Raw genomic sequence first — 16,546 nt, 5'->3', positions numbered from 1 at the left:
CAAATCCACGGTGTATATCCCCAAGCCCTCCCGAAATCCGAAAGGGCAAAAGTGGACGACTTTTACGCCGCCCGCGACAACACTATGCCGTCGCTACCGTGGCCGAGTATTGCTCCGCCGTTCACACATTGTATTTCGTTGTATCATTTAGTTCCTCCCTTTATCTCCGAACCAAGTTTCAGCGCAGGCTCAAAGTACCCATCAAACTTAGCTTCTTGACATTTTCTACAGTAAGTTCATCTTATAGAATATCATGAAATTTTTACACGTCACATTAGATTTATTTACGCTAGGAGTGCACGCTGATGACTATTCGATTGCTCAAGACCCTCGTCGCAATCGAAGAATACGGAACATTCAGCGCAGCTGCAGACTCCATTTTCATAACGCATGCCGCCGTCAGCCAGCAGATGAAATTGCTAGAAGAAGAGTGGGGAGTAAAAATCTTTGATCGCTCCCATCGCACGCCTGAATTGACACCCGTTGGCCGCGCACTGGTGGCCAAAGCGCGCAAAGTTATCGCGGAATACGAAAATTTGCTGCCATCCGTTCTGGAGGATGATGGCCTTAGCGGGGAATTGATGCTGGGCGCTGTGCCCACAACGCTAACGGGATTGGTACCGCTGACGGTATCATCTTTGAAAAACTCGTTCCCGAAATTGCACGTGCGCATTCAACCCGGCTTGACCAATGATCTGATACTACAGCTTGAGCGAGGTCGGATTGATGCGGCAATTGTTTCGCACCCCTCCCACATCCCAAAGGGCCAAATCTGGAACGAAGTCGCCAAAGAAGACTTTCAACTGTTGGCATCGCAAGACACCGGCTCCGATGATCCGTTTGAACTTTTGCAGACCAACCCCTTTATCAGGTTCACACGCAATGCCGTCGTGGGATCGTTGATCGAAGCGTGGCTACAAGACCAGAAAATACACGTTGATGACACCATGGAACTGGAAGGCCTGGAGGCCATTTCAAGCATGGTACTGTGCAACATGGGTGTCGCAATCGCGCCGCGTCGGTGCGTTCAGGTGATGCACCCGCTTCCATTGAAACGATTATCGCTAGGGCCGAGCGCACCGCACAGGATACTCGGGGTGATCTGCCGTCAAGACAGAGCGAAGACCCGCGCAATCGAGGAGGTCGTCGATCGCCTTCGCCAAGCAGCCGCCGTCGGCATTTTCCCAAATAGTCAAATGAGCAACGCCAATGGCAATTGAATACTACAGTTATCTTATTCTTGGGGCGGCCTCTGGCGGGCTGATCAACGGGCTGGCCGGTTTTGGGACTGCCCTTTTTGCGCTCGGGTTTTGGCTGCAAATTATGCCGCCCATCCAAGCCGTTTCCATGGTCGTCGTCATGTCAGTCGCCAGCGGATTGCAAGGCGTGTGGTTGGTGCGAAAATCCATTGCCGACCAACCAAGGCGGCTTGCCCGTTTCTTGTTACCCGCCCTGCCGGGTATCCCGCTAGGCGTGGCGGCGTTGTCATTCGTACCGGTTGGCGTGCTCAAGATCACGATTGCTGGATTCATGTTGCTATATGGCGGTTTTTTCTCGCTACGGCGCGCGCTGCCAAAACTCGACCGACCCACACCAATCGCAGATTGCACCGTGGGGTTCTTGGGCGGCGTATTGGGCGGTGCTGCATCTTTGTCAGGGGCGTTGCCCACGATGTGGTGCGCCATGCGCCCCTGGCCCAAGGCCGAGATGCGCGCCGTCTTGCAGCCCTTTAACGTCGCAGTTTTGGGGCTGACCATGATCATATTCATCACCAAGGGCGCGTACACTTGGGACGTGCTCAAACTGATGGCCGTCGTCCTGCCCATAACGATGGGCTTTGCCCAAATCGGCATATCAATATTTGGCCGTCTGAACGATGATCAATTCAGACGGCTCATCATTGGTTTATTGTTCGTCTCGGGCATGATCTTGATGCTCCGCGAGCTCGTGGCCTAAGTCCTATGGCACCTTGAAGAACGGTGCAGGAACGAGCAACTTGTTCTCGACATTGACGACCAGCGGGCGCATCTTTTTGGCATAGCTTTGCCAGATAGGTGAGGCTTGCAAAAGTTTGCGCCGCTCAAAGCGATCGTCGAGACTGTCGTAACCCCACATATGAACAATCTGGTTCAACGGCCCGATGTCGGTGAAATAATAGCCGACCATCTTGCCCAGAATTTCCACCTGACACTCCATCGCCTCTTCTTCATAGAGCTTAAGAAACACAGGCACTTGGCCTGCGTGCAACGTGTAAATGCGTTCATCAACAAACATATTTTTTCTCCATTCAGGTCATGTAAATCGTGATCATTGTGAGAGCAAAAACCGCCAGAATAACGGTCAGTGTGCAGATGAGGGCAATCGCGCTGAACCCGACATCCCCCAATTTTCCAAGCGATGTCTTCATCCCCAGACCCGCAATAGCGATGACCAGAAACCAGCGCGACATATTGAGAAGCGCCACTTTGATCGGCTCGGGAACCAGGCCATATGAGCCGGCAACAACCAACGCAGAAAACCCGATAACAAAAAACGGAATTGGCAGACTGCGTTTTTTTCCTGCCTCCCGTGTGCCCGCAAACATGACCGAAAGGATCAAAACAATCGGCACGAGGAATGCGACCCGTAGCAATTTAACAAATGTCGCTGTCTCTCCCGTGACATCGGAGACAGAATACCCCGCGCCAACGACTTGCGCGACGTCATGAATGGTCGCGCCCAAAAAGACACCGGTCGCCACATCGGAAAGACCCGCATAATTTGCAATAATCGGATAGAGGATCATCGCCAAAGTACTAAGGGCCGTAACCGCGATCACCGTGAACACCGTATCGCGTTCAAGCGTTTCGTTTTTAGGGAGGACAGATGAAATCGCAAGTGCAGCAGACGCCCCGCAGATCGCGACCGCCCCGCCCGTGAGCAATCCAAAGCGCACGCGGCGGCCCAGAACACGGCTCAATACCAGGCCCGACGCCATCGTAAGCAGGACCCCCGCCAAGGTGATATATAGCACCTGATGACCGGTAGATGCGATTTGCTGAAGGGTGATCCCCAAGCCCAGAAATGCAACCCCCAAACGCAACAACGTCTTGGATGCAAATTCGATGCCCTCAACGCATTTTCCGCCCTCTTCCGCCAGAAAATTGAACGCCATACCAATCAGCAACGCCATCAACATCACTGGCGCACCGTAGTGTTCGGAGATAAATTTCGCGGCCAATGCCAGTACGACAGCCGTCATCACTCCGGGAAGCACATTTTGTGCTCTCCGGACGGCCGCTTGGCCAAAATTACTTGTCATCAGATCAGTTCTTCACTCTTGTCATCAGTCTCGCCAAAGCGCTTCAAGGTCGCTGGGCGGGTGCCCTCGTAAACCCTTTCAAGGTTCTTGGCGATCTTGGCGTTTTCACGTTCGAACAGGCAATCACCGTTCATATCGGAAGCCACGATAAACGGACCCATCTTGTTGCACTTGATGACCCACATCGCCTGCGCAAGGCCAAGCTCCTCGCTCCAGTGAACCGCCTCGACCTTTTCAATGCCGCGCCCCAGCAATGCGCCCGTACCATACCCCACGGTGCTTAGATAAATCGCGCCATTCGGTACAAAGTAAGATTTGTAGTCCTTGCTCGTCATTCCACCTTTGCCGATCACCAATTTGGCGCCGGTTTTGGCGAACCACTCGGGTAACCACTTGGCGAAACGAAAAGACGCTGTGGCGGTCACTGCGCCCATCTCGAAAGAGCCATCAGGGTTGATACGTGCAGCAGGCGAGCAATGGAAATTCGCCGCACTTTCGCGCGGTAGTTCCATCGGAATATTCGCCTTTCCCTCCAGCGCTCGCATGTAAACGCCTTCGCGGGCCGTATAGATCAGCCCGTCCAAATATACCACATCGCCCAGCTTCAGCTCTGCCAAAGCTTCAGGTGTTGGGGTGGTACTTAGGCGGATTTCTCTTGGCTTGGCATTTCCCATTCGACAGTCTCCCGGCGTTGATAATCAGTGAACCAATCAGGGTCGGTGCGGTATTCCACACGCCCGTCAGCAAATACGCGCGCCACAGCACGGCGCGATGAAAGGCAGAACGCGTGGACAGACATTTGCATGCCACCCGTATGGCAATAGCCCACTTCGATATGTGTATCGATGACCATGGATTTGCCCACGAACCCCATGGCGCCCATGCCGATGGAGTTACCCAGTTCTTTGAGCTCCAATTCCAGCTCTGCAATCTTGGGATCCGAGTTTCGATCCCCAACCGTGCGAAGACAGGCCGCGCGCTTTCCCAGAACCATGCACGTATCCTTGCACCCGCCAAGGCCAATGCCGATAATTGCAGGCTGGCACGCAAGGCCGCGTTTGCCAAAGGCAACAAGGCTATCGAGGTAGAACCGCTTAATCCCCTGAATGCCATCAGACGGGAACAACATCCGGTAATCTGTGCCGAACAAGCCGCCCTTATGAACGGTGATCAGGTCAATCCACTCTCCGCCCGGCTCATAGCCGTATTCGATCTCTGGCGCGCCGATACCAACGTTGTTGTTGTGGTCTGTGCGCCACAAGGGATGCACACGGTTTGGCCGCAATGGCACCCCGTTGGTGGCGTTCGATGTGGCACGGCGCAACGCCGCCTCAAGCGCAATTGGGCCGCCCTCGACCTGCGTCTCGTTCCCCATTTTAACATACCAGCGCGGCGTGCCGGTATCACCGCACATCGCCCTGCGGTCTTCCTTGGCCGCTTCGTAGTTCTCGAGCATTGCCTGCAAAACAAAAGACGAAAGATCGCCATCCTCGACATGAGCGGCAGATTTCAAACCCGTTAGATAATCATCGGGAATTTCAATCGCAGCCTTATCCATCAAGGTTTCTGCGGTCTTCTGGATCAAATCAATCGAGATCATTAGTGTGCCTCCACCAGTGTTTCGGGTTCGCTGTCCGGCAAAATGGTTTCGCCCGGTTTGACGATTGTAAATTGCACCTGCTCGCGAGTGACATCGACGGTGTCGCCATTCTTGCGCGCGACCGTAAAGTACGAACTCTCCATGCTGCCCGGCTCCGGGAAGTCCTCGCGAAAATGCGCCCCACGCGAATTTTCACGCGCGATGCCGGCCTTGGCAATAACATCGGACACATCACACAGCGATCGCATATTAAGCCAATCATGCCACGTCAGGTTGAACGCAAGGTTGCTACTATCGACACCGACCGTCATCAACTCGTCGCTGATCTCGGACACACGTTTGATCCCGCGCTCCATTCCGTATTCCGTACGCATCACGCCGACATCTTCCCACATCGCTTCTTGTAGTTTGTGCCGCAGCGCCTGAATGTTGGCAGGCTTGTTTGCAAATGGCTGCTGTGCGCGTTCGATTTCGGCGCTAAGGACGGCCTCGTCTGGGTCACGCAGAGCGCCCATTCCACGAATATCGCGCCCCATCACGTCGCCCGCAACGCCACCGTAAACGGTCGAATTGGCAACACCATTCCCGCCAAGACGGTTGGACCCGTGCGCACCGCCAGCATCTTCGCCAGCGACATACAGCCCTTCCATCTCTGTGCGTGTGTCCGCATCCACAACGACGCCGCCCATGAAGTAGTGCGCAGTCGGCACAACTTCGACCTTACCACCCGCAAGGTCAAACCCACTGTCGGCACAGCGTTTTACCATGCCACTGAATTTCGCGCGGACATTATCGGGACCCAAATGCGCCATAGAGATATAAACGCCACCATTCTCGGAGGTATTGTTCTTGCGCATTTCAGCATAGATGCCGCGGCTGACAACATCGCGCGTGGCCCGTTCGCCGCGAGGGTCGGTGTCGAACATAAACCGTTGCCCGGAGCCATTGAGCAATTGCCCGCCTGCCCCGCGCAACCCTTCTTCGAGCACCGTTCCAGTCATCTTGGTATGATCGCCCGCCAATAGCCCCGTCGGATGAAACTGTACCATTTCCATATCGCGCAACGGCAGACCTGCGCGCAAAGCCATGGCCAAACCGTCCATCGTCTTGTCGCCCGACGGCGTATGATATTTATACATTGTCGGGCCGCCGCCCGTCCCCATCATCACGGTTTTTGCCCGCACAAAACGGAATTTCCCGGTCCGCATGTCGATGAACAACACGCCTGCCAAGGCTTTACCGTCTTTGGTCGGGATCAGGCCGATGGCGCGGTGTTCTTGCAGCTTTTCAATCGGCCGAGACAACACCTGCTCCATGAGACGGTTAATAATCTCGATACCGGTCAGGTCGCCCTTGTGGACGGTCCGGTCTGCGGTCTGTCCTGCAAATGCCTTTTGGTGCAGTGTGCCGTCGCCATTGCGATCAAAAAAGCACCCGATCTCGTTTTCCAGCTCCCGCACGCGCACGACCGCTTGTTCGCAGAGCTTCCAAGCCATGTCCTGATTAGGGAGCCATTTGCCACCAATGATTGTATCCATGAAATGGCGCTCGACCGTGTCACCACCGCCCAAAGCTACGTTATAGCCACCCTGAACCATACGGGTGCAACCGCACTTGCCGATCAGCCCTTTGACCGCAATCGTAATCTTGGTGCCTTTGGGTGCCGTCTGCTGGGCGTGGAGGGCCGCAAACATGCCAGCCCCGCCAGTCCCAAGGATCAAAATGTCGGTGTCGTGACGTTCAATATCGATTTTGAGGGGCATGTTTATATCGCCTGTAGGAAAAAAGTACCGGAGATGAGAAAGGAAACCGCAAGAGCTGCCGCCGCGAATGTTTTCTGCCTGTCTGACCAGGGCAACCATTCCATCGCAAGCAATCTCACACCGCCAAACATGTGAACCGCCAAGCCAAAGACAAGACCGAATTCAGCAACTTTGACTAACGGGTTTTCTGCAAACGCAAGAAAGTGATCAAGTCGTTCAGGCTTGGTCAGAGCAAGCGAGAGAACATAAAAATGGAACGGCAGGAACACCGCCAAAGCAAGGCCTGATGCGCGATGTAAAGCATAGGCAAACCACAGTGGATGTCCACGATGCGTCCGCTTCACAGCATTGTCACGGCTGTCACAGCGCGCCCTCCCATAAACAATAGCACGACACAAATGCCCCATGTCAGCGTCGACAGGGCAAAGCCCTTTAGACCGAGCAACTCATGCGCAATGACCCGCAAACCAATCGCAGAGTGCACAGAAACGGCGATCACAAAGGTGGCGTAAAATAGAAACCAGAAAACGCTACCTTGGGTCCGGCCGAGAATTTCTGCAGTACTCAAGCCCCCCTGGATGGCATAGATCATCACCGCGATGTGAACCAAAACAAAAGGCCCCATGAAGAGCGCCGACAACCGCTGCAACATATAAAGTCTGAGATTCAGCATGACCTAGCGCCCCGTTTTCAGAAACGACATCGCAGTCGCGCGCTTGAGGCCCGCAATTGCTTTCATCGGATTCAGATCGTTTGGACAATGTACTGTACAACTGCCCTGACTGTGGCAATTGTGACAACCACCGTCGCCAGACACGGCATCCAGAATGACTTGCTTATCATCGTCTCTAGCATCGTTATACAAGGTCCAGGCCCGTTGTAGGGCTGCGGGACCAAGATAATCGGCATTGCCAGCAACCGTATCACAGGCCGCATAACAGATCGAACAGTTGATGCACTCGATACCAGTATTGGCCTCGACGCGCGCGCTGCTTTCTGGATCGATCAACTCGATGGCATCATCACGGGATTTGCTGGGGTGGTGAACGCCTTCGGCCTCGACCCATTTGTCAAAAAACGGATCCATGTCCGTTGCCAGATCTTTAATTACCGGCAGATTACGCAGCGGAGCGACCGTCAGCTTATTGCCGTCCAGCGCCTTTTTTACGTGTGTCCGGCAAGTCCACCGCGGCGTTCCATTCACCATCATGGCACATGATCCGCACATTCCCACACGGCAAGCGTACCGATACGTCAAATTTGCATCCTGATTTTGCTGAATCCAAGATACAACATCCAGAATGGTCTGGCTTTCCTGCGCAGGCACCTCGAAGTGCTCGTATGCACCACCAGTTGCGTCGCCGCGCCAAATAGAGACGTCCATAAGTTTCACGCTGTCAGACAACTTCAACTCCAAAATCAGTGCCGGATTCAAACTTACATTACACCAACGCATTCACTAACAAAAAGCGATAAAAACTAATGTTTTTCGTAAGCAAAGATTACGGCTTCTCATGATTCACTTACCCTCAGACTAAGAGGCAACATCGCGGCAAGCCCTTCGCTGTACGCCACTCAAGAAGCCAGCCCGTCACAACGAAAATGCCCCTTGTAACGATAGTTTACGCGCGAGATGACTTCCCTATCAGGCAGACCAACCCGATCACGACGGCCCACCCCCTTGATAATCCTCGGACATACTACCTTGATCGATTTGTCATCATTCAACAAAAGTGAGCGCGCCTAGCCCCCGATTTGAAAAGCAAGGACTGAGCATAGATGAGCGAATAAATTTTTATGACTTCCGATGTCTACCAGCACTAAAATGCGGTAGGGCTTGTGGCTTTTTCAGAACAATATGAACAGAAACGGTGCCATGAATACCGCGCAAAAGGCACATCATAATGGAGCTACGGCGATACGGCTCAATAAAACTATTGTCGCCCAGCCCACAAATTTATTGAACTTGACGGAATGACTTCGACGGCAAATGCGCCTGCCAAAATTGGACTGCAACAGAGTGATGGAAGCAGCAGGCCACGTCGCGCTTGACGGGCCCTATACGGGCACCAATCAAAACCACGGCCTGCGCTTCCACCAGTTCTAATGAACCTCTTTATGCTTAATTCTTGAAATCGGTGATGACGGCTGTCCCCGGACGGGTTGGCCCCTTCATCGCGCGCAACTCTGCGCTTGCGTCAGACAGCGAAACCACCCGGTCAAGCATAGGTGTCAGATCGACTTCACCGCGTTCGATCATCCCCAGCAATGACGGATATTTCCACGCTGGCATGCCGCGGGTTCCGTAAAACGCAAGTTGTTTGGAATAAATGGCGCGCATATTGATCTGCATCATACCATCCCCCGCTGGCATGCCGACATGGACATGGCGGCCAAGGGTTGCAAGGCATTCCACGGACGCATTGGTAGTGGCGTCAATGCCAAGCGCCTCAAGAGAGACCTGCGCGCCCCCACCAGTAATGTCGCGGATTGCTTCGGCGACATTCCCATGCGCGGCATTGACCGCGGCATCAGCACCCAGCTGTTTGGCATGGGTAAGCTTTTCCTCGACCACATCCACAACCACGACGCGCGCGCCCAGCATTTTCGCCAACAACAGCGCCGAAAGACCGATGCCGCCCGTGCCGTGCACAGCAACCCATTCACCAGCCCTGACGTTCGCGCGGTCGGTCAGAGCATGCCACGCAGTTGTCACACGGCAACCCAACCCAGCAGCCAACGCAGGCGAGAGCGTGTCGGGCAAGTGAACCAAATTGTGATCAAGCGGCACAGCCACAAACTCCGCGTACGCGCCTGGTGCACCAAACCCCGGAACGATCGCGCTTTCGCAAGAATTGGACGCGCCCGTTTGGCAGGCGGGGCAATCACCGCACCCCAAAATGAACGGCGCGATCAACTTGTCGCCAACCTTGTGTTTGGCCTGCGGACCGGCTTCGACAACGGTGCCGCAGTATTCGTGCCCCATGATGGACCCGTTTACCACTTTGGGATGCCCGCCGACCCAACCATGGAAATCGGACCGGCACACGCCGCAAGCCGCGACCTCCAGCACAACACCATTGCTGGGGCATTTTGGATCCTCAACAGTTTCGATAGATAGGTCTTCGTTGAAGTCTCTGACAACGGCTGCGCGCATGGTATTTCCTTTTCGTGGTATTGATAGAGGTTTACTGGATCAGCCGTTCAAACCGGCAACACACATGTATTTGACGGACAGATAGTCTTCCAAACCCTGGCTGCCGCCTTCCTTGCCCATGCCGCTTTCTTTCAAGCCGCCAAACGGCGCTTCAACCGTTGTGATCAAGCCAGAATTGATGCCAATGAGACCATAATCAAGCCCATCGTTCAGTCGGAACGTGCGGCCAAGATCGCGCGTAAAGGCATAAGCCGCCAAACCGAATTCGGTGTCATTTGCCGCTGCGATCGCTTCTTCTTCATCCTCGAATTTGAATACCGCAGACAGGGGTCCGAAAATTTCCTCTTTTGCGAACTTCATATCAGCCGTCGCACCGGTGATGACCGTCGGCTCAAAGAATGTGCCGCCTGCAGTGTGACGATTGCCACCCGAAACAATTGTTCCGCCCTTAGCCGTCGCATCGGCAATCATTTCCTCGACCTTGTGCACCGCGGCTTCGTCAATCAACGGGCCCTGCTCTACGCCAACCGCTGAACCCTCACCGACGACCAAAGCCTCGGACGCCTCTTTGAGCCTTTGCACAAAGGCATCATGAATGCCCGCTTGAACATAGAAACGGTTTGTACACACACAAGTTTGACCCATATTGCGATACTTGGCGATCATTGCGCCTTCGATCGCGGCATCCAGATCTGCGTCATCAAATACGATAAACGGAGCATTGCCACCAAGCTCCATAGACACCTTCTTAACGGTGTCCGCAGATTGACGGATCAAAACTTTGCCAACCTCGGTTGAACCCGTAAAGGTGACTTTGCGCACATCCGGGCTTTTCATCATGGCGCCAGCAATGGCGCGGGCAGAACCCGTGACGATGTTCACGACCCCATCAGGGAACCCTACGTCCTGGCAAAGTTTACCCCATGCCAATCCAGAATAGGGGGTCGCCGTTGCAGGCTTTGCAACCACCGTACAACCCGCAGCGAGCGCAGGCGCAAGCTTACGCGCCAACATGGAAGACGGGAAATTCCACGGCGTAATTGCGGCGACCACACCGATGGGGTGACGCGTCACCAACAAACGTCGATCAGAACTTGGGGCGGGCACGATCTCGCCTTTGGCGCGCCGTATCTCCTCTGCGAACCAACGAACATAAGCGGCGCCGATGGCAATTTCGCCCCGAGCTTCTGCTAGCGGCTTGCCCTGCTCTGCGGTTAGCAATTGCGCTAGCGGCTCTTGATTGTCCATCAAAGCGTCATAAAGCTTGTGCAACAAATTTACACGAAAACTCAGATCACTACGGGACCAGTCGGCGAATGCCCCTGTGGCTGCAGCGATTGCGCGATTGGTCTCATCGGCGCCGCAATTAGGCACCGTTCCAAGTCCATTGCCCGTTGCAGGATTGCTAACGTCAATTGTCTCACCGTTATCCGAGCCGCTCCAGTCGCCACCAATCAAGTTAGATTGCAACAACAGTCCATTGAAATCGTTCATTGTCATTCCTTGCTAAGCTCTGCGTTAGATTTGGGTATAAGACCCGCTAGCAGAAAGCCTCCGAGTTAACATATTGCAGCCCAGAGGGGCTTTGTTGCACAAATCGGGGCGTGACCGCACTTCCCCTTTCCCCGGACGGATTTAGCCTACGACCTCAGTGACAGGTATGCCGAGAGCTGTGTAACGATTGAGGACAGCTACGCGGATTTGTATTTCTGCGACCTGCCGGTCGAAGTCCCGCGCCATGAGGCCTTGCCCCAGCAACTTCACACAATGCATCTTGGTTTCGACACGGCTTCGTCGGTGATACCCGCTCCACCGTCGCCAGATGGCGCGGCCGAGATATCGCGACGCATTAACTGCCTCGTTCCTGGCGATGGCTCCGGCGCTGGTGGGTTTCCAGGGTTTGGCATTCTTGCGCGGAGGGATGACGGCATTGGCATTTCGAGCAGCAATCGCGTCATGGCATTTGCGCGTGTCATAGGCACCATCTGCGGTTACTGAGCCGATGGATTGATCGGCTGGAATCTGGTTTAACAACTGCGGCAGCATTGGCGCGTCACCGATATTGCTCGTCGTGACCTCGACCGCTCGGACTTCTAGCGTTTCCTCGTCGATTCCTATGTGTATCTTGCGCCAAATCCGTCGTTTCGGGCCCCCGTGCTTCCGGGCGTTCCACTCGCCTTCACCTTCAGCTTTGATGCCCGTGCTATCGATCAGAAGGTTTAACGGGCCGGTGCCGCCACGATAGGGCAGGCTCACGTGCAGGGTTTTCTGGCGGCGGCACAGAGTGCTGAAGTCTGGCACCGACCAATCCAGACCGATAAGCCGCAACAAGCTTTGTACAAAACCGGTTGTCTGGCGAAGCGGCATCCCGAACAGCACCTTCAGCGTGAGGCACGCTTGGATCGCTGCATCACTGAAACTCTGCTGCCGACCGCGCTTACCGCTCGGCGTCGGCACCCAAACCATCTCAGGATCAAACCAGATCGACAGCGATCCGCGTCGCTTCAGACTGTCATTGTAAGCCGACCAGTTCGTGGTCTTGTATTTTGTAGGGGCCCAACTGCTCATGCCTTCCAGCTATCATGCTGGATTCGCAAGATGAATCCCTAGCGGCTTTGTGCAACAAAGCCGCCCAGAGGAAGCATCCCGCTTGTTGTTCTGCGCCGCAATAAAACATTTTCCATAAATAACAAGGTATTTTGATCGAAACACCATCCAGCCATGCAGGATCGACATTCACTCTCAGTAATCGATCACGATGACCTTTGATGCGAATGTAATCAAAAATTACACAACACATTAAGATTATTTGTTATGCGACGGCGGCGATTTTTAGTACCAAAGATGACAAGATATATATATCGGACTCATTCTGGGAGGAATAAACATGAGTGTTCAGGACAAGTTACGGGGTATTTCCCGCCGGGATTTGTTCAGAGTTGCAGGACGTTACGGGCTCAGCTCGACGTTGTTGGCTGCGGGAACGTTTGGCGGAGCGATGAGCGTTGCCAATCTCGGAGCGGCGGCAGAATCAACCTACAAAAAGCGCTTTGCAAAAAAGCCTAAGTTCACGTTCAAATTTGGCGCAGCCGGATTTAACGAACGCAACTTGCTGATCCAACGCGCGGGCTGCCTTGAATTTGCGCGCGACCTGGAAAGCCGTTCCGACGGCGAGATCCGTGTCGAGTTCATCGGCGACAACCAGATCTGCGGCGAGACGTCTTGCGTTGAAAAAACACAGCAGGGCATCGTTGATATCTACGCTGCATCCACACAAAACTCCGCGGGCGGCGCGCCTTATTTGAACGTACTCGATTATGCGTACATGTTCCGTAGCCGCGCAGACCAGTACCACTTCTTGTACTCCCCTGAGTCGCAGAAATTGCTGCGTGATCCGTACGAAAAGCGTCACGGTCTGAAGTTCCTCTTTAGCCATTGCGAACTGCGCGGCATCCAGATGGGCCTCAAGTGGGAAGACAAGCCGACGATCACGAAGCTCGAAGAGATGTTCGGCTCCAAAAACCGCGTTACGGGCACACAGCTTGGCCGTATTGCAATGGAAGCGCTCAACTTGAACCCGGTGCCGGTCGCTTGGGAAGAAACGCTTGATGGCCTTAAGCAGGGCTTGATCGATGGGGCGGAAACATGGGCATCTGCGGTTGCTTCTGCGAACATGTCACCTGTTGTTTCGCAGTCGGTTGATCTCAAGTTCTTCTGTGGCACAGAGCACACCGCAATGTCCGCGTCGGCATTCGATAGCCTTGGCGGCGAATTGCAGGATGTGGTCATGGAATCTGCGTATCTTGCACAGGTTCACGTTCAGGCGGCGAACGAAGCTGCGTTGGTAAACACCGTTGGTGCGTCCAACCCGCAAGGCCCGAACACGATCTTTGCACAGAACAATGTCCGCGTTGCAGACCTTGCTGATGACCAGATCAAAATGGCCGAGGAAATGTGTTCCCCGGAATTCCAACCACAGCTGTGGGAAGACTGGCGCGAGCGGCTTAACGGCTGGTCGGGTGGTCATGACACCTATCAGGAAATCTACGATATCGCGCGCCAAAACCCGCATACGCTCGCAGAAAACGTCGAGCCACGCCGGTGGTGGAAAGCCTGATCTTAATCAGGATATAGAGGTTGGGCGGCCCGCATCATTCGGGCCGTCCGCATTTTTGCCGTCTGCGTCAATGATGCAAAACCAATAACGGAGGTAGAGTTATGTCGATTTTGGCCGAAGCAGGAGCCGTTATTCCAGCTATTTTTTCCGGCAGTGCCTGGAAAGTGAAAGATGCATTTTACGCCGACGGGATGTGGATTGTTTCCTTTTTCTTCACCTTCTTTGGCGGCATTCTGGCGTACCAGTTTTTCAAATTTATGCCATCTATGGATCGGCATCTGGAACGCGGGATCGCAGTCCTCACCTATTTGATGATCGCCGCGATCATCTTTTGGGGCGTGATTGACCGGTTCATTTTCTCGAGCCAATGGTCTGGCTCGACGACGGTTCCGCCCTTCTTGTTCATGATTATGGCATGGTTTGGTTGCTCGTATAATGTGCGGCTGCGTACCCACCTGAGCTTTAGCGAATTCCGCTCCAAAATGAACCCGTCGGGACAGATGGCAGCACTCAGCCTGGATGGCGCTTTGTGGTTCGGCTTTTGCTGGATTGCGATCACCACATCGCTGCGTTTCACGGCCTATTCCGCCGATAACTTCCAACTGGTCGACGGCGTCGATAATACAATGAAATGGTGGTTCTATATCACTGTTCCGCTCGCATTCACGCTGATGTCAGGCCGCGTCGTCGGCAATTGGCTGGACGATTGGAAAAACTACCGGTCCGGCAATCAAATTATAAATCAAGCAGTTATCGGGGGGGACGTGTAATGTCGGACGGTTCATGGGTCACATTAATTTCGATCGGCGTGACGATCTTTTTCATGCTCGGAACACCCGTTTTGCTGGTGATTTTTTACTGGGTTATCGGATGTAGCTTTGTTATCGGGCTGCCGCTCAACAACACCGGCAACGAGTTGCTGAATGTGTTCAACAAGGGCTTTGCGCTGCTTGCGATGCCGCTGTTTATTTTGACCGGCGATCTGATCAATCAATCGGGTATTGCGCGGCGACTGTCGGACTTTGCCTACTCCTGTCTGGGCTGGTTGCGCGGCGGCTTGGCGATGGCATCTATCGCGGCCTGCGGATTGTTCGCGGCGATTTCCGGGTCCAATTCGGCGACAACGGCGACGATCGGGTCAATGTTGCACCCCGAAATGGTCAAAGGTGGATATGACGAACGATTTTCCGCGGCGACGGCTGCTGCGGGGGGGACGGTCGGTATCATCATACCGCCATCGATCATCTTTATTGTTTACGGTTTCTTGATGAACCTGCCGATTTCGGAATTGTTCATCGCGGGCATCGTACCTGGCGCCTTGATGGTGCTTGGCATGATGACGGCGGCGTTTATCATCTGCGCCGTCAACGGTTGGGGCTTCTTGATCTCGCTCAGCCCATGGCGCGTGTTCAAAACCGCCGTTGGTGCATGGCTTGGTTTCTTTGCAATCGGTCTGGTTTTGTGGGGCATCTACACCGGGAAATTCTCCTCGACAGAAGCTGCAGGCGTGACGGTTGGATTTTGCATCATTGTCGGGCTGGTTTCCTATCCCCTGAATAAACTCATGGGGAGTTCCTCGGCACAGCCCGTTACGGAAAAAAGCCTTGCCTCGATGATCGTCGTCGAAGGTTTCACCTTGCCAAGCATTCCTGCAATCGTGTCTCGCTCCGCTCAGATTACGGGTATTCTGGTGCCCTTGATCGCGGTGTCCGTCGCGATGCAACAGGTACTTTCCTCGCTGGGCGCTAAGGAAACCATCAGCGTTTTTGTCACGGGTATGGGCGGCTATTATGCGGTTCTATTCACCTCGATGGCGATCGTTTTTGTCACCGGTATGATCCTTGAATCGCTGCCGGTAACGATCATCCTCGCACCGATCCTCGCGCCCATCGCCGTGTCGGTTGGCATCGATCCGATCCACTTTGCGGTGATTTTCCTTGTCGGTGCATCGATTGGCTTCATCACGCCGCCCTATGGCTTGAACCTCTACGTGGCTTCGGGCGTGACAGGCGTGCCGTATTTCCGCTTGCTTCGCTACGCCACAATGTATTTGGTCTCCCTGCTTATCGTGTGGTTCTGCGTCGCCCTAATCCCCACACTCAGCACAACACTGCTACCAGGCGGGGGGCTCTACAACCTACTCTCAGGCACTGGTGGTGGCTGATATAATTACGCTTTGGACCACTCATGGGTATTGAAACCCCACCAATGAGTGGTCCTGAGCAGCCTCATTTGACCGGTCCAAGTTTATAGTTAGTGCATATATGGCCTCTGATCCATTTGTATGATGGCTTCAGGAGCCGGTGGGCGATAGCCCAATGCACTGTGTGGTCTCTTTGTGTTGTAGTGCCGTCTCCATTTTTCAATGATGATTTGTGCTTCTCGTAGCGTGTAGAAGACTTCGCCATTCAATAGCTCATCACGGAACCTGCCGTTAAAGCTTTCGCAATATCCATTCTCCCACGGGCTTCCAGGTTCGATATAAGCTGTTTTTGCGCCGACAGCCGTAATCCAATCTCTGACCGCTAGAGCAACGAACTCAGGCCCATTGTCAGAGCGAATGTATGCAGGTGGTCCACGCAAGATGAACAGATCTGTTAAGGCATCG

General features: G+C 54.0%; 17 protein-coding genes. 5 read left to right on the top strand and 12 right to left on the bottom strand.

Translation table 11 applies throughout. The features are described from left to right. Positions 1-305: 305 nt before the first annotated feature. Complete coding sequence (locus tag AC07ED_RS03595; protein ID WP_105234602.1) at positions 306-1,220, top strand: LysR substrate-binding domain-containing protein; 915 nt, start codon at positions 306-308, stop codon at positions 1,218-1,220. Further along, positions 1,210-1,956, top strand: a complete 747-nt coding sequence (locus AC07ED_RS03590; protein ID WP_105234601.1) for a sulfite exporter TauE/SafE family protein — start codon at positions 1,210-1,212, stop codon at positions 1,954-1,956. The genes AC07ED_RS03595 and AC07ED_RS03590 overlap by 11 nt, the downstream gene beginning before the upstream one ends. Positions 1,957-1,959: 3 nt before the next feature. Here the strand turns inward: AC07ED_RS03590 and AC07ED_RS03585 are convergent, their stop codons facing one another. The 11 genes from AC07ED_RS03585 to AC07ED_RS03535 form a co-directional block, all read right to left on the bottom strand. Continuing rightward, positions 1,960-2,274: an NIPSNAP family protein gene (locus AC07ED_RS03585; protein ID WP_105234600.1), complete on the bottom strand. Its 315-nt coding sequence runs from the start codon at positions 2,272-2,274 to the stop codon at positions 1,960-1,962. A 13-nt stretch (positions 2,275-2,287) separates the two neighbouring features. Continuing rightward, entirely contained in the window at positions 2,288-3,241 is a 954-nt protein-coding gene (locus AC07ED_RS03580; protein ID WP_245918122.1) for a putative sulfate exporter family transporter, read from the bottom strand. Positions 3,242-3,300: 59 nt separating this feature from the next. Beyond that, positions 3,301-3,975: a fumarate hydratase C-terminal domain-containing protein gene (locus AC07ED_RS03575; protein ID WP_105234598.1), complete on the bottom strand. Its 675-nt coding sequence runs from the start codon at positions 3,973-3,975 to the stop codon at positions 3,301-3,303. Continuing rightward, entirely contained in the window at positions 3,942-4,901 is a 960-nt protein-coding gene (locus AC07ED_RS03570; protein ID WP_105234597.1) for a fumarate hydratase, read from the bottom strand. The genes AC07ED_RS03575 and AC07ED_RS03570 overlap by 34 nt, the downstream gene beginning before the upstream one ends. After that, positions 4,901-6,664, bottom strand: coding sequence for an L-aspartate oxidase (locus tag AC07ED_RS03565; RefSeq protein ID WP_105234596.1), 1,764 nt, complete (start codon positions 6,662-6,664; stop codon positions 4,901-4,903). Before AC07ED_RS03565 ends, AC07ED_RS03570 begins: the two co-directional genes overlap by 1 nt. Before the next feature lie 2 nt (positions 6,665-6,666). After that, positions 6,667-7,008 (bottom strand): succinate dehydrogenase, cytochrome b556 subunit, encoded by a 342-nt coding sequence (sdhC, locus tag AC07ED_RS03560; RefSeq protein WP_167668769.1) that lies wholly within the window; start codon positions 7,006-7,008, stop codon positions 6,667-6,669. Continuing rightward, the gene (locus AC07ED_RS03555) at positions 7,005-7,337 is read right to left on the bottom strand and encodes a succinate dehydrogenase (RefSeq protein WP_105234594.1); all 333 of its coding nucleotides are present in this window, start codon (positions 7,335-7,337) and stop codon (positions 7,005-7,007) included. Before AC07ED_RS03555 ends, sdhC begins: the two co-directional genes overlap by 4 nt. Before the next feature lie 3 nt (positions 7,338-7,340). Beyond that, the gene (locus AC07ED_RS03550; RefSeq protein WP_167668768.1) at positions 7,341-8,069 is read right to left on the bottom strand and encodes a succinate dehydrogenase/fumarate reductase iron-sulfur subunit; all 729 of its coding nucleotides are present in this window, start codon (positions 8,067-8,069) and stop codon (positions 7,341-7,343) included. A 717-nt stretch (positions 8,070-8,786) separates the two neighbouring features. Further along, positions 8,787-9,821 (bottom strand): zinc-binding dehydrogenase, encoded by a 1,035-nt coding sequence (locus AC07ED_RS03545; protein ID WP_105234592.1) that lies wholly within the window; start codon positions 9,819-9,821, stop codon positions 8,787-8,789. 39 nt (positions 9,822-9,860) lie between these two features. Continuing rightward, positions 9,861-11,315, bottom strand: coding sequence for an NAD-dependent succinate-semialdehyde dehydrogenase (locus AC07ED_RS03540; RefSeq protein ID WP_105234591.1), 1,455 nt, complete (start codon positions 11,313-11,315; stop codon positions 9,861-9,863). A gap of 141 nt (positions 11,316-11,456) precedes the next feature. Further along, complete coding sequence (locus AC07ED_RS03535) at positions 11,457-12,389, bottom strand: IS5 family transposase (protein ID WP_105234590.1); 933 nt, start codon at positions 12,387-12,389, stop codon at positions 11,457-11,459. Positions 12,390-12,708: 319 nt separating this feature from the next. On the opposite strand from AC07ED_RS03535, the gene AC07ED_RS03530 reads away from it, so the two are divergent. The 3 genes from AC07ED_RS03530 to AC07ED_RS03520 all read left to right on the top strand — a co-directional run bounded on the left by AC07ED_RS03530 (position 12,709) and on the right by AC07ED_RS03520 (position 16,102). Beyond that, positions 12,709-13,938, top strand: a complete 1,230-nt coding sequence (locus tag AC07ED_RS03530) for a TRAP transporter substrate-binding protein (RefSeq protein ID WP_105234589.1) — start codon at positions 12,709-12,711, stop codon at positions 13,936-13,938. A 101-nt stretch (positions 13,939-14,039) separates the two neighbouring features. Beyond that, positions 14,040-14,708 carry a TRAP transporter small permease gene (locus AC07ED_RS03525; RefSeq protein WP_105234588.1) on the top strand — a complete coding sequence of 223 codons (669 nt, stop codon included), beginning with the start codon at positions 14,040-14,042 and terminating at the stop codon, positions 14,706-14,708. Continuing rightward, positions 14,708-16,102, top strand: coding sequence for a TRAP transporter large permease (locus AC07ED_RS03520; RefSeq protein ID WP_105234587.1), 1,395 nt, complete (start codon positions 14,708-14,710; stop codon positions 16,100-16,102). Before AC07ED_RS03525 ends, AC07ED_RS03520 begins: the two co-directional genes overlap by 1 nt. Positions 16,103-16,191: 89 nt before the next feature. On the opposite strand, the gene AC07ED_RS03515 is transcribed toward AC07ED_RS03520, so the two are convergent. Beyond that, positions 16,192-16,546, bottom strand: a 355-nt coding sequence (locus tag AC07ED_RS03515) for an integrase core domain-containing protein (RefSeq protein ID WP_478241821.1), incomplete at its 5' end; no start/stop codon positions are given.

It is taken from the genome of Aestuarium zhoushanense, assembly GCF_056431045.1.
The sequence above is the reverse complement of the archived record's forward strand: the minus strand, read 5'-3'. Positions and strand labels throughout refer to the sequence as shown.